The sequence below is a fragment of the Enterobacter sp. RHBSTW-00975 genome (genome assembly GCF_013615235.1).
Classification (GTDB): Bacteria; Pseudomonadota; Gammaproteobacteria; order Enterobacterales; family Enterobacteriaceae; genus Enterobacter; species Enterobacter ludwigii.
Window position 1 is genome coordinate 412,578 of record NZ_CP055883.1, and the last position, 13,960, is coordinate 426,537.

The 13,960-nt window shown below is 55.2% G+C and carries 12 protein-coding genes; 11 read left to right on the top strand and 1 reads right to left on the bottom strand.

The window, feature by feature from the left end; all coding sequences use genetic code 11:
* The first annotated feature begins 2 nt into the window (after positions 1-2).
* The 11 genes from mutL to rlmB all read left to right on the top strand — a co-directional run bounded on the left by mutL (position 3) and on the right by rlmB (position 12,442).
* Positions 3-1,847, top strand: coding sequence for a DNA mismatch repair endonuclease MutL (gene mutL, locus HV340_RS01970; RefSeq protein ID WP_059306491.1), 1,845 nt, complete (start codon positions 3-5; stop codon positions 1,845-1,847).
* Positions 1,840-2,790, top strand: a complete 951-nt coding sequence (gene miaA / locus HV340_RS01975) for a tRNA (adenosine(37)-N6)-dimethylallyltransferase MiaA (protein ID WP_014168310.1) — start codon at positions 1,840-1,842, stop codon at positions 2,788-2,790. Before mutL ends, miaA begins: the two co-directional genes overlap by 8 nt.
* Positions 2,791-2,875: 85 nt before the next feature.
* A complete protein-coding gene (gene hfq / locus HV340_RS01980; RefSeq protein WP_014168311.1) occupies positions 2,876-3,187 on the top strand; it encodes an RNA chaperone Hfq in 312 nt (103 codons plus the stop codon).
* A 74-nt stretch (positions 3,188-3,261) separates the two neighbouring features.
* On the top strand, positions 3,262-4,542 hold the full coding sequence (gene hflX / locus HV340_RS01985) for a ribosome rescue GTPase HflX (RefSeq protein ID WP_020882944.1): 1,281 nt from the start codon (positions 3,262-3,264) through the stop codon (positions 4,540-4,542).
* A gap of 56 nt (positions 4,543-4,598) precedes the next feature.
* Entirely contained in the window at positions 4,599-5,861 is a 1,263-nt protein-coding gene (gene hflK / locus HV340_RS01990; RefSeq protein ID WP_014168313.1) for an FtsH protease activity modulator HflK, read from the top strand.
* 2 nt (positions 5,862-5,863) lie between these two features.
* Positions 5,864-6,868 carry a protease modulator HflC gene (gene hflC, locus HV340_RS01995; protein WP_014168314.1) on the top strand — a complete coding sequence of 335 codons (1,005 nt, stop codon included), beginning with the start codon at positions 5,864-5,866 and terminating at the stop codon, positions 6,866-6,868.
* A gap of 71 nt (positions 6,869-6,939) precedes the next feature.
* A complete protein-coding gene (locus tag HV340_RS02000; RefSeq protein WP_014168315.1) occupies positions 6,940-7,137 on the top strand; it encodes a DUF2065 domain-containing protein in 198 nt (65 codons plus the stop codon).
* Positions 7,138-7,241: 104 nt separating this feature from the next.
* Positions 7,242-8,540, top strand: a complete 1,299-nt coding sequence (locus tag HV340_RS02005; protein ID WP_025206256.1) for an adenylosuccinate synthase — start codon at positions 7,242-7,244, stop codon at positions 8,538-8,540.
* A 192-nt stretch (positions 8,541-8,732) separates the two neighbouring features.
* On the top strand, positions 8,733-9,158 hold the full coding sequence (gene nsrR / locus HV340_RS02010; RefSeq protein ID WP_014168317.1) for a nitric oxide-sensing transcriptional repressor NsrR: 426 nt from the start codon (positions 8,733-8,735) through the stop codon (positions 9,156-9,158).
* A 38-nt stretch (positions 9,159-9,196) separates the two neighbouring features.
* Positions 9,197-11,638, top strand: a complete 2,442-nt coding sequence (rnr, locus tag HV340_RS02015) for a ribonuclease R (protein ID WP_025206255.1) — start codon at positions 9,197-9,199, stop codon at positions 11,636-11,638.
* A gap of 69 nt (positions 11,639-11,707) precedes the next feature.
* A complete protein-coding gene (gene rlmB / locus HV340_RS02020) occupies positions 11,708-12,442 on the top strand; it encodes a 23S rRNA (guanosine(2251)-2'-O)-methyltransferase RlmB (RefSeq protein WP_014168319.1) in 735 nt (244 codons plus the stop codon).
* Positions 12,443-12,509: 67 nt separating this feature from the next.
* Here the strand turns inward: rlmB and HV340_RS02025 are convergent, their stop codons facing one another.
* Positions 12,510-13,784: an MFS transporter gene (locus HV340_RS02025; protein WP_059306492.1), complete on the bottom strand. Its 1,275-nt coding sequence runs from the start codon at positions 13,782-13,784 to the stop codon at positions 12,510-12,512.
* Positions 13,785-13,960 lie beyond the last annotated feature (176 nt).

Genomic DNA, 13,960 nt, shown 5'->3' on the forward strand with positions numbered 1-13,960 from the left:
TCATGCCGATTCAGGTTCTACCGCCGCAGCTCGCGAACCAAATCGCCGCCGGTGAGGTGGTGGAGCGCCCTGCATCGGTGGTGAAGGAGCTGGTAGAAAACAGCCTTGATGCGGGGGCCACCCGCATTGATATTGATATCGAACGCGGCGGCGCAAAGCTGATTCGCATTCGTGACAACGGCTGTGGAATTAAAAAAGACGAGCTGGCGTTAGCGCTGGCGCGCCATGCCACCAGTAAAATTGCCTCTCTTGATGACCTGGAAGCGATCATCAGCCTCGGTTTTCGCGGGGAAGCGCTGGCCAGTATCAGCTCCGTTTCCCGTCTCACGCTCACCTCCCGTACCGCTGAACAGCAGGAAGCCTGGCAGGCGTACGCCGAAGGGCGTGATATGGACGTGACGATTAAACCAGCGGCGCACCCGGTCGGTACTACGCTGGAAGTGCTGGATCTGTTTTATAACACCCCCGCCCGACGCAAGTTTATGCGTACCGAAAAAACCGAGTTTGGGCATATCGATGAGATCATTCGTCGCATTGCCCTGGCGCGGTTTGACGTGACCATTAACCTTAGCCATAACGGCAAAGTCATGCGCCAGTACCGCGCCGTGGTGGAAGGTGGGCAGAAAGAGCGCCGCTTGGGCGCTATCTGCGGCGTACCGTTCCTCGAGCACGCGCTGGCCATTGAGTGGCAGCATGGCGATCTGGCCATGCGCGGCTGGGTGGCTGACCCCAACGCGAGCAGCGCGGCCTTCGCTGAGATCCAGTATTGCTACGTGAACGGCCGCATGATGCGTGACCGCCTCATTAACCACGCCATTCGTCAGGCCTGTGAAGATAAACTGGGCGCAGATCAGCAACCCGCGTTTGTGCTCTATCTAGAAATCGATCCTCACCAGGTGGACGTTAACGTCCATCCTGCCAAGCATGAAGTGCGGTTCCACCAGTCACGTCTGGTGCATGATTTTATCTATCAGGGCGTGCTGAGCGTATTGCAACAGCAGGCTGAACCGACGCTGCCGCTGGAAAAAGAAGAACCCGCCCCGCGCGCGTTTCCGGAAAACCGTGTTGCAGCGGGCCGGAACCATTTTGCTGAACCTGCCGTGGCGCGTGAGCCGGATGCCCCGCGTTTCTCTGCTGCGGGTAGCACACCGCGCCCAACGGGAACGAACTATCCAAACGCCCAACCTGGCTATCAAAAACAGCAGGGAGCGTTGTACCGCAAATTGCTGGAAACCCCCGCGGTGGAGCGCAAAGCGCCTGTCGCGGTGCCAGCGCCTTCGCTGGACGGCCACAGCCAGAGTTTTGGCCGGGTTCTGACGATTATCGCCCCGGATATGGCGTTGCTGGAGCGCGAAGGCCACTTGATGCTTCTGGCATTGCCGGTGGCGGAACGCTGGCTTAAACAAGTGCAGCTTACTCCGGGTGAAAACGCGGCCTGTGCACAACCGTTGCTGATCCCCGTTCGGCTAAAAATATCCCCTGAAGAAACAGGGGTACTGCGTCGCGCAGAGGCCCTGTTGGCGCAGATGGGTATTGAAATGGTGCTCGAACCACAACATGTGACCATTCGCGCAGTGCCTTTACCCTTACGCCAACAAAATTTACAAAACTTGATTCCTGAACTGATAGGCTACCTGGCGCAGCAAACGTCGTTTGATGCCGCCAACACCGCGCAGTGGATCGCCCGCCATCTGGCAAGCGAACATGCGCCGTGGAGTATGGCGCAGGCCATTAGCGTGCTGGCGGAGGTTGAACGCCTTTGTCCGCATCTGGTGAAGACACCGCCAGGTGGGTTATTACAACCTGTTGATTTACAAACGGCGATGAATGCCCTGAAACATGATTGACGTAAGCAAGGCGAGCCTGCCAAAGGCGATTTTTTTAATGGGTCCCACGGCCTCCGGCAAAACGGCACTGGCCATTGAGTTGCGTAAAGTTTTGCCTGTAGAGTTGATTAGTGTCGATTCTGCCCTTATCTACCGAGGGATGGACATCGGCACGGCGAAGCCTGACGCAGACGAACTGCGTGCGGCACCGCATCGTTTGCTGGATATTCTCGACCCGGCTCAGGCATACTCCGCAGCGGATTTCCGCCGCGATGCGTTAGCCGAGATGGCCGAGATAACGGCGGCGGGACGTATACCGCTGTTGGTTGGCGGAACCATGCTTTATTTCAAGGCGTTGCTGGAGGGGCTTTCACCTCTGCCATCAGCGGATCCGGAAGTAAGAGCAAAAATTGAGCAGCAGGCGGCAGAGCAGGGATGGGACGTTTTGCATAAGCAACTGGCCGAGATTGACCCGGTTGCCGCAGCACGGATCCATCCAAATGATCCGCAAAGGCTTTCCCGGGCACTGGAAGTTTTTTTCATTTCGGGTAAAACTTTAACGGAACTGACGCAAACGTCAGGAGACGCTCTGCCGTATCAGGTGCATCAGTTCGCCATCGCCCCGGCGAGCCGTGAACTGCTCCATCAACGAATTGAGCAGCGTTTTCATCAGATGTTAGCTTCAGATTTTGAAGCAGAAGTGCGGGCGCTATTTGCCCGTGGAGATTTGCATACGGATATGCCTTCCGTTCGTTGTGTGGGATACCGCCAGATGTGGTCATATCTTGAAGGCGAGATTTCATATGATGAAATGGTTTATCGAGGTGTTTGCGCCACGAGACAGTTAGCGAAGCGCCAGATCACCTGGTTGCGCGGTTGGGACGGTGTTCACTGGTTAGACAGTGAAAAACCGCAACAGGCGTTAAACGAAGTGATTGAGGTTGTTGGTGATATCGCTCACTGAATGTGTACAATTGAGTCGTATCGTGCGCAATTTTTCAGAATCGCAAGGTTCTAAGTACAAAACAAGCATATAAGGAAAAGATAGAATGGCTAAGGGGCAATCTTTACAAGATCCGTTCCTGAACGCATTGCGTCGGGAACGTGTTCCAGTTTCTATTTATTTGGTGAATGGTATTAAGCTGCAAGGTCAGATTGAATCTTTCGATCAGTTCGTGATCCTGTTGAAAAACACGGTCAGTCAGATGGTCTATAAGCACGCTATTTCTACAGTTGTTCCGTCTCGTCCGGTATCCCATCACAGCAATAACACTGGCGGCGGCACGGGTAGTAACTACCATCATGGCAGCAGCGCGCAGGGTTCTTCTTCTCCTGCGCAGGACAGCGAAGATACCGAATAAGGTTTCGGGCTGTTATCCACACGGGGAGCCAGGGATCCTGCGTTCCCCGCTGATCTTTTTTGAGGAATTTACGCTTGTTTGACCGTTATGATGCCGGTGAGCAGGCGGTGCTGGTACACATCTATTTTACGCAAGACAAAGATATGGAAGACCTCCAGGAGTTTGAATCTCTGGTCTCTTCCGCCGGTGTCGAAGCAATGCAGGTGATTACCGGTAGCCGTAAAGCGCCGCACCCAAAGTATTTTGTTGGTGAAGGTAAAGCAGTTGAAATTGCGGATGCCGTAAAAGCAACCGGCGCGTCAGTCGTGTTGTTTGATCATGCGCTGTCTCCGGCTCAGGAACGTAACCTGGAACGTCTTTGCGAATGCCGTGTTATCGATCGCACGGGTTTGATTTTAGATATTTTCGCTCAACGTGCGCGTACTCACGAAGGTAAGCTGCAGGTTGAGCTGGCGCAGTTGCGCCATCTGGCAACGCGGCTTGTGCGTGGCTGGACCCACCTTGAAAGACAAAAGGGCGGGATTGGTTTGCGCGGTCCGGGTGAGACCCAGCTTGAAACCGACCGCCGTCTGTTGCGTGGCCGTATTACCCAGATCCTTTCACGTCTGGAACGCGTTGAAAAACAGCGTGAGCAAGGACGTCGGGCGCGATCGAAAGCTGACATCCCGACGGTGTCGCTGGTGGGGTATACCAACGCCGGTAAATCCACCCTGTTTAACCAGATTACTGAGGCCCAGGTTTATGCCGCAGACCAGCTGTTTGCGACCCTGGACCCCACATTGCGTCGTATTGACGTCGCCGACGTCGGTGAAACGGTGCTGGCGGATACCGTAGGGTTTATCCGTCACCTGCCGCATGACCTGGTGGCTGCGTTTAAAGCCACCCTGCAGGAGACGCGTCAGGCGACCCTGCTGCTGCACGTCATTGATGCTGCAGACGTTCGCTTGCAGGAGAACATCGACGCGGTAAACGTGGTGCTCGACGAGATCGACGCCGACGACATCCCAACGCTGTTGGTGATGAATAAGATCGATATGCTGGAGGATTTTGAGCCGCGTATCGACCGAGATGAAGAGAACAAACCGATTCGGGTCTGGCTTTCCGCTCAGACCGGTATTGGTGTGCCACTGCTTTTCCAGGCTTTGACAGAACGTCTTTCCGGTGAGGTAGCCCAGCACACGCTGCGATTGCCGCCACAGGAAGGCAGGCTGCGCAGCCGGTTTTATCAGCTTCAGGCGATAGAAAAAGAGTGGATGGAGGATGACGGCAGCGTGGGGATGCAGGTGCGTTTGCCGATCGTTGACTGGCGTCGCCTCTGTAAACAAGAACCTGCGCTGGTCGACTATATCGTCTGATCAGAAAGGGGATGCCTGAATAATTCGCCCTTGCATAACAAATATGGAGCATATACATGGCGTGGAATCAGCCCGGTAATAACGGACAAGACCGCGACCCGTGGGGAAGCAGCAATAATCAAGGCGGCAACTCTGGGGGAAATGGCAACAAAGGTGGTCGCGAGCAGGGGCCGCCGGATCTGGATGATATCTTCCGCAAGCTAAGCAAGAAGCTTGGTGGCCTTGGCGGAGGTAAAGGTTCTGGCTCTGGTGGAGGTTCCACTCAGGGACCGCGCCCGCAGTTAGGGGGCCGCGTGGTGGGCATTGTTGCCGCTGCCGTGGTGATCATCTGGGCTGCCAGCGGGTTCTACACCATTAAAGAAGCGGAACGCGGTGTGGTCACCCGTTTCGGGAAGTTCAGCCATCTGGTTGAGCCAGGTCTGAACTGGAAACCGACTTTCATTGACGACGTGACCGCGGTGAACGTGGAGTCTGTCCGTGAACTGGCGGCGTCCGGCGTGATGCTGACCTCCGACGAGAACGTTGTGCGCGTTGAGATGAACGTCCAGTACCGCGTCACCGATCCGCAGCACTACCTGTTTAGCGTGACCAGTGCGGATGACAGTCTGCGCCAGGCCACAGACAGTGCGCTGCGCGGTGTGATCGGTAAATACACCATGGACCGCATTCTGACCGAAGGTCGTACCGTTATTCGTAGCGATACCCAGCGTGAGCTGGAAGAGACCATTCGCCCGTACAACATGGGTATCACCCTGCTGGACGTCAACTTCCAGGCTGCTCGTCCACCGGAAGAGGTGAAGGCCGCGTTTGATGACGCGATTGCCGCCCGTGAAAACGAACAACAGTACATCCGTGAAGCGGAAGCGTACACCAACGAAGTTCAGCCGCGTGCTAACGGTCAGGCGCAGCGTATTCTTGAAGAAGCGCGTGCGTATAAAACTCAGACCGTCCTGGAAGCTCAGGGTGAAGTGGCGCGTTTCGCGAAGATTTTGCCAGAATATAAAGCGGCTCCGGAGATTACCCGTGAACGTCTTTATATTGAGACCATGGAAAAAGTGCTGAGCCATACGCGTAAGGTACTGGTTAACGACAGCAAAGGTGGAAACCTGATGGTACTGCCGTTGGATCAGATGCTGAAAGGCGGTTCGGCGCCGGCGGCAAAGGCGGATACCAGTGGTGCCAACAACCTGCTGCGTCTGCCACCTGCGGCATCCGGTAGCTCAAGCGCCACAACCACGCCTTCTTCGAACGATGGTGACATTATGGACCAACGCCGTGCTAACGCGCAGCGTAACGACTACCAGCGTCAGGGGGAATAAGGATGCGTAAGTCAGTTATTGCGATCATCATCATCGTATTGGTCGTGCTTTATACCTCTATCTTTGTGGTGAAAGAGGGCGAGCGTGGAATTACCCTGCGTTTTGGTAAAGTTCTGCGCGACAGCGAGAACAAGCCGCTGGTGTTTGAGCCGGGCCTGCACTTTAAAATGCCACTGATTGAATCGGTGAAAACGCTCGACGCCCGTATCCAGACCATGGATAACCAGGCCGACCGTTTCGTGACCAAAGAGAAGAAAGACCTGATCGTTGATTCCTACATCAAATGGCGTATCAGTGATTTCAGCCGCTACTACCTGGCAACGGGCGGTGGCGACGTTTCTCAGGCGGAAGTGCTGTTGAAACGTAAGTTCTCTGACCGTCTGCGCTCTGAGATTGGTCGTCTGGATGTGAAAGACATCGTCACCGACTCCCGTGGTCGTCTGACGCTGGAAGTGCGTGATGCGTTGAACTCCGGTTCTGCAGGAACCGAAGACGAAGTCACCACCCCGGCAGCGGATGATGCCATTGCCAAAGCGGCAGAACGCGTTCAGGCTGAAACCAACGGCAAAGTGCCGGTGATCAACCCGAACAGTATGGCTGCTCTGGGTATCGAAGTGGTCGATGTCCGTATCAAGCAGATCAACCTCCCAGCGGAAGTGTCCGAGGCGATTTACAACCGTATGCGCGCCGAGCGTGAAGCGGTAGCCCGTCGTCATCGTTCACAAGGTCAGGAAGAGGCGGAGAAACTGCGTGCGGCAGCGGATTACGAAGTGACCAAGACGCTGGCAGAATCTGAGCGTCAGGGCCGTATTCTGCGCGGTGAAGGGGATGCCGAAGCGGCAAAACTGTTTGCCGATGCCTTCAGCCAGGATCCCGACTTCTACGCCTTTATCCGTAGCCTGCGAGCTTACGAGAACAGCTTCCAGAGCAACCAGGATGTGATGGTGCTCAGCCCGGACAGCGATTTCTTCCGTTACATGAAGACGCCGGCTAACGCAACGCGATAAACTCAGGCCAGTTTGAGTATTCAAACCACCGCTCTCAACGGAGCGGTGGTTTTCTTTTATAAGGATGAAAAATGAATTCAACGATTTGGCTTGCGCTGGCCCTGGTTCTGGTGCTGGAAGGCCTTGGACCGATGCTTTATCCGCGTGCATGGCGTCGGATGATAGCCTCTCTGAGCCAGTTGCCGGATAATATTTTGCGTCGATTTGGGGGCGGACTTGTGGTTGCCGGCATCGTTATCTACTACATGTTGAGGAAAACGATTGGCTGATCAAAAAGTAATCTGGTTTGGCGTATTTTGAGGTCAAAAAGTGCTGTATATCTGAAAAAGCGATGGTAGAATCCATTTTTAAGCAAACGGTGATTTTGAAAAAAATGGGTAACAACGTCGTCGTACTGGGCACCCAATGGGGTGACGAAGGTAAAGGGAAGATTGTTGATCTTCTGACTGAACGGGCTAAATATGTTGTACGCTACCAGGGCGGTCACAACGCAGGCCATACTCTCGTAATCAACGGTGAAAAAACCGTCCTCCATCTTATTCCATCAGGCATTCTTCGCGAAAACGTCACCAGCATCATCGGTAACGGCGTTGTGCTGTCTCCGGCTGCTCTGATGAAAGAGATGAAAGGTCTGGAAGACCGTGGTATCCCCGTTCGCGAGCGTCTGCTGCTCTCCGAAGCCTGCCCGCTGATCCTTGATTATCACGTGGCGCTGGACGTAGCGCGTGAAAAAGCGCGTGGCGCGAAAGCGATCGGCACGACCGGTCGTGGTATCGGCCCGGCTTATGAAGACAAAGTTGCTCGTCGCGGTCTGCGCGTGGGCGATCTGTTTGATAAAGAGACGTTCGCTGAAAAACTGAAAGAAGTGATGGAATATCACAACTTCCAGCTGGTGAACTTCTATAAAGCTGACGCTGTTGACTACCAGAAAGTGCTGGATGACGTCATGGCGATTGCTGACATTCTGACCGGTATGGTTGTTGATGTGTCCGATCTGCTGGACCAGGCGCGCAAGCGTGGCGATTTCGTCATGTTCGAAGGTGCGCAGGGTACACTGCTGGACATCGACCACGGTACCTATCCGTACGTTACCTCCTCTAACACCACCGCAGGTGGCGTTGCGACCGGTTCTGGTCTGGGTCCACGTTATGTGGATTACGTTCTGGGCATCATCAAAGCTTACTCCACTCGCGTGGGTGCGGGTCCATTCCCGACTGAGCTGTTTGATGAAACCGGCGAGTTCCTGTGCAAGCAGGGTAACGAGTTTGGCGCGACCACCGGTCGTCGTCGTCGTACCGGCTGGCTGGACGTGGTAGCCGTGCGTCGCGCAGTACAGATTAACTCCCTGTCTGGCTTCTGCCTGACCAAACTGGACGTGCTGGACGGTCTGAAAGAGGTGAAACTCTGCGTAGGCTACCGTATGCCTGATGGTCGCGAAGTGACCACCACTCCGCTGGCTGCGGATGACTGGAAAGGCATCGAGCCAATCTACGAAACCATGCCAGGCTGGTCTGAAACGACGTTCGGTGTGAAAGAGCGTAGCGGTCTGCCGCAGGCAGCACTGAATTACATCAAGCGTATTGAAGAACTGACCGAAGTGCCGATCGACATTATCTCTACCGGCCCTGATCGTACTGAAACGATGATCCTGCGCGACCCGTTCGACGCATAATCTTCGTGACTGCTGGCCTGCGGGACAACCCGCAGGCTGGATACGCGTCGCGCCATCCGGCGAACGCTCCTCGATCTCCGCTTTTTCGCCCCGTCTGTCAAATAAATTAGCCGCTTACTATCTGGCTGGTTTATCATCATTAATGAATATCTGTGCGGTTTATCCGCGTTTTCCCTTTTTCCTGAGGTTGATGTGCAGTTAACAAGTTTCACCGATTACGGCTTACGCGCGCTGATTTACATGGCGTCGTTACCCGATGGGAAAATGACCAGTATCTCTGAGGTTACAGAGGTATACGGTGTGTCCCGTAATCATATGGTCAAAATAATCAATCAACTTAGTCGTGCCGGATACGTTGCTGCCGTCCGCGGGAAGAATGGTGGGATCCGTCTCGGTAAACCGGCGCAGAGTATTCGTGTTGGGGATGTGGTACGTGAACTGGAGCCGTTGTCTCTGGTGAACTGCAGCAGCGCGTTCTGCCACATTACGCCCGCTTGTCGCCTTAAACAGGCACTTTCTCTGGCCGTGCAAAGTTTTCTCAAGGAACTGGATAACTACACGCTGGCCGATTTGGTTGAAGAGAATCAACCACTTTATAAATTATTGCTGGTGGAATGAAGAAAATTTCCACCGGAGCTGACAACGGAGGAACCGATATGTCACATGATCCTTTCCAGGAACGCGAAGCCGAAAAATACGCGAATCCTATCCCCAGCCGCGAGTTCATCATTGAACACTTAACAAAACGCGAAAAACCCGCCAATCGTGAAGAACTTGCCGTTGAATTAAACATTGAAGGTGAAGAGCAAATTGAAGCCCTTCGCCGCCGCCTGCGCGCGATGGAGCGCGACGGGCAACTGGTCTTTACCCGCCGTCAGTGCTATGCGCTTCCCGAACGTCTTGACCTGCTGAAAGGCACCGTCATCGGCCACCGTGATGGCTATGGCTTCCTGCGCGTAGAAGGCCGTAAAGACGATCTTTATCTTTCCTCTGAGCAGATGAAGATGTGCATTCACGGTGACCAGATCCTGGCGCAGCCGCTGGGCGCGGACCGTAAAGGTCGCCGCGAAGCGCGCGTGGTGCGTGTCCTGGTCCCTAAAACCAGCCAGATTGTTGGCCGCTACTTTACCGACGCTGGCGTGGGCTTTGTGGTGCCGGACGACAGCCGCCTGAGCTTCGATATCCTGATCCCGCCTGAAGAGGTGATGGGCGCCCGTATGGGCTTTGTGGTGGTGGTTGAACTCACCCAGCGTCCTACCCGCCGCACCAAGGCGGTCGGGAAAATCGTCGAAGTGTTAGGCGATAACATGGGCACCGGCATGGCCGTTGATATGGCGCTGCGTACTCATGAAATTCCTTACGTCTGGCCGAAAGCGGTTGAAGAGCAGGTTGTCGGCTTGAAAGAAGACGTGCCGGAAGAGTCCAAAGTGGGCCGAGTGGATCTGCGCGATCTGCCGCTGGTGACTATTGATGGTGAAGATGCCCGCGACTTCGATGATGCCGTTTATTGCGAGAAAAAACGCGGCGGCGGCTGGCGTCTGTGGGTTGCCATCGCTGACGTAAGCTATTACGTTCGCCCGCATACTCCGCTGGATAACGAAGCGCGCAGCCGCGGAACGTCGGTCTACTTCCCGTCGCAGGTAATTCCGATGCTGCCGGAAGTCTTGTCTAACGGCCTGTGCTCCCTGAACCCGCAGGTTGACCGCCTGTGTATGGTCTGCGAGATGACCATCTCCACCAAAGGGCGCTTAACGGGTTACAAATTCTACGAAGCGGTAATGAGCTCCCATGCGCGCCTGACCTACACCAAGGTCTGGCATATGCTGCAGGGCGATCAGGATCTGCGTGAGCAGTATGCGCCGCTGGTGAAACACATCGAAGAGCTGCATAACCTCTACAAAACGCTGGATCAGGCGCGTGAAGAGCGCGGCGGGATCTCGTTTGAGAGCGAAGAGGCGAAGTTCATCTTTAACGCTGAACGCCGCATTGAACGTATTGAGCAGACCCAGCGTAACGATGCCCATAAGCTGATTGAAGAGTGTATGATTCTGGCAAACATCTCGGCGGCACGTTTCGTTGAGAAAGCCAAAGAACCTGCGCTGTTCCGTATTCACGATAAACCGTCGACCGAAGCCATCACTGCGTTCCGCTCCGTGCTGGCTGAACTGGGTCTGGAACTGCCTGGCGGTAACAAGCCAGAGCCGCGTGATTACGCTGAATTGCTGGAGTCGATTGGCGATCGCCCGGATGCGGAAATGCTGCAGACCATGCTGCTGCGTTCCATGAAGCAGGCGATTTACGATCCGGAAAACCGCGGTCACTTCGGCCTGGCGCTGCAGTCTTATGCCCACTTTACCTCGCCGATCCGTCGTTATCCGGACCTTTCCCTGCACCGCGCGATCAAGTATTTGCTGGCGCAGGAGCAGGGTCATAAAGGTAATACGACCGAAACCGGTGGCTACCATTATTCAATGGAAGAGATGCTGCAACTCGGTCAGCACTGTTCCATGGCCGAACGTCGTGCAGATGAAGCGACGCGCGACGTGGCAGACTGGCTGAAGTGTGACTTTATGCTGGACCAGGTGGGTAACGTCTTTAAAGGCGTGATTGCCAGCGTCACCGGCTTTGGTTTCTTCGTCCGTCTGGATGAACTGTTTATCGACGGTCTGGTGCATGTCTCCAGCCTGGATAACGACTATTACCGTTTCGACCAGGTCGGGCAGCGCCTGATTGGTGAATCTGGCGGCCAGACCTATCGTCTTGGCGATCGCGTGGAAGTGAAGGTCGAAGCCGTTAATATGGACGACCGTAAAATCGACTTTAGCCTGATCTCCAGCGAGCGTGCCCCGCGTAATGTAGGTAAAACGGCGCGTGAAAAGACGAAAAAAGGGGGCAACGGCAACACCGGTGGCAAACGTCGTCAGGCGGGTAAGAAGGTAAACTTCGAGCCAGACAGCGCGTTCCGCGGTGAGAAGAAACAGAAGCCGAAGGCCGCAAAGAAAGAGGCCCGGAAGGCGAAAAAGCCGTCCACCAAAACGCAGAAAATCGCGGCTGCCACCAGGGCAAAGCGCGCAGCGAAGAAACAGCAGGCGGAGTAATTCTCCCCCTTAACCTGACCCTCTCTCCTGCGGAGAGAGGGAAAAGAAAAGACAGAACGAGAACCATCAATGAGTGAAATGATTTACGGCATCCACGCGGTGCAGGCCCTGCTGGAGCGCGCACCGGAGCGTTTTCAGGAAGTGTTTATTCTGAAAGGGCGTGAAGACAAACGTCTGATGCCGCTGATCCACGCCCTGGAAGCACAAGGTGTTGTGATCCAGCTGGCGAACCGCCAGTTCCTGGATGAGAAAAGTGAAGGTGCCGTTCACCAGGGCATTATTGCCCGCGTTAAGCCAGGTCGTCAGTATCAGGAAAACGATCTGCCGGATCTTATCGCCGGGCTGGAAAATCCATTCTTCCTGATCCTTGACGGCGTGACCGACCCGCACAACCTTGGCGCATGTCTGCGAAGCGCAGATGCGGCAGGTGTTCATGCCGTTATCGTGCCGAGGGATCGCTCTGCACAGCTTAACGCGACGGCGAAGAAAGTGGCCTGTGGCGCAGCGGAAAACGTACCGCTGATCCGCGTCACCAATCTGGCGCGCACCATGCGTATGCTGCAGGAAGAGAATATCTGGATCGTCGGTACCGCGGGTGAAGCGGATCATACTCTGTATCAGAGCAAGATGACCGGCCGTCTGGCCCTGGTGATGGGTGCCGAGGGCGAAGGTATGCGCCGTCTGACCCGTGAGCATTGCGATGAGCTGATCAGCATTCCAATGGCGGGCAGCGTGTCGTCTCTGAACGTCTCCGTGGCAACAGGTATCTGCCTGTTTGAAGCGGTACGTCAGCGCGGGGAATAAACAGCAAGGCCGTCCTGAGGACGGCCTTTCGTATTTTCTGTGGGAGGGTCACCAGACGGTGAAAAACTCACTCCTCCAGTGACCGCAAATGGTCATCCTTCCTGAGCGTCATCAGCGCGAAGATACTCACTACCGCCGTCGCCATGACGTAATAAGCTGGAATATCCAGGTTGCCCGTCTCTTTAATCAGCCCGGTAATAATCAGCCCCGCGCAGCCCGAGAAAAGGGCGTTCGACAGGGAATAAGCCAGCCCAAGCCCGGTATACCGTACGCGCGTCGGGAACATCTCTGAGAGCATCGCCGGCCCGGGCCCTGCCAGCATCCCCACCAGACCACCCGCAATCAGCACCACCAGCGCTTTGATGGCCAGCGTGCTGGACTCCGCCTGTAAAACCTTCAGCAGCGGCAGGGCAAGGAGCAGCAGCAACGTGGTGGCGACGATCATCACCGTGCGGCGTCCGATTTTGTCGCTCAGGATCCCGGACGGAATAATCGTCAGCGCAAAACCGATATTCGAAATCACCGCAATCAACAGCGCCTGGTTAAACCCGGTATGCAGCGCCGACTGCAGATAGGTGGGCATAATCACCAGATAGGTATAACCCGCCGCTGACCAGACCATCACCCGACCGATGCCCATCACAATGGCGTTGAGCGTGGTGACGGTATCAGCCTGAGTGGCAACCGGCTTTTCCTGCTGCTGCACAAAGCTTGGCGTCTCTTCCATACTCACCCGCAGCCACAGCGCCACCACGCCCATCGGTAATGCCAGGAAGAACGGGATGCGCCAGCCCCAGTCATGCAGGGCTTCCGGTGTCAGAAGGGCGGAGAGCAATGCGACAATGCCAGCGCCTGCTAACAGGCCCAGCGCGACGGTAAATGACTGCCATGCACCGTAGAGGCCCCGCTTGCCGCGTGGGGCAAACTCGGTCATCAGCGAGACGGCGCCACCATACTCACCACCGGCGAACAATCCCTGCAGGATGCGCAGCAGCGTGATAATCAGCGGGGCGGCAATACCTATGCTGGCATAGACCGGCACAATACCGATTGCGGCTGTAGCCAGCGTCATCAGCACCAGTACAATAATCAGCGTCGGTTTTCGGCCTATCCGGTCACCTATTCTGCCAAACACCACCGCGCCCAGTGGGCGGAAGAAGAAGGCGATGGCAAAAGAAGCGTAGGTGAGGATCAGGCTGGTCAGCCCCGCGTCCCCCTCAAGCTGGAAGAAGTTCTTCGCAATTACGGTCGCCAGAAAACCATAGACCGCAAACTCATACCACTCGATAAAGTTACCAATGGAGCCTGCAATTAATGCACGCTTGTGCGCGTCCGGTTGCATAACGTTCCTCACTGAAAGGGGGTAAGAATAAATTATTCAACAAAAGTGAATGCGCGAAATAGTTTATTCTTATGTTCTGTGAGCTATTTCACGAATGATATCAGCGGGATCGTCATCGTGTGACCTCACTCCCATGCAGCGTGCACGTGGCCTGTCCATACTTATCTTCATTGCCA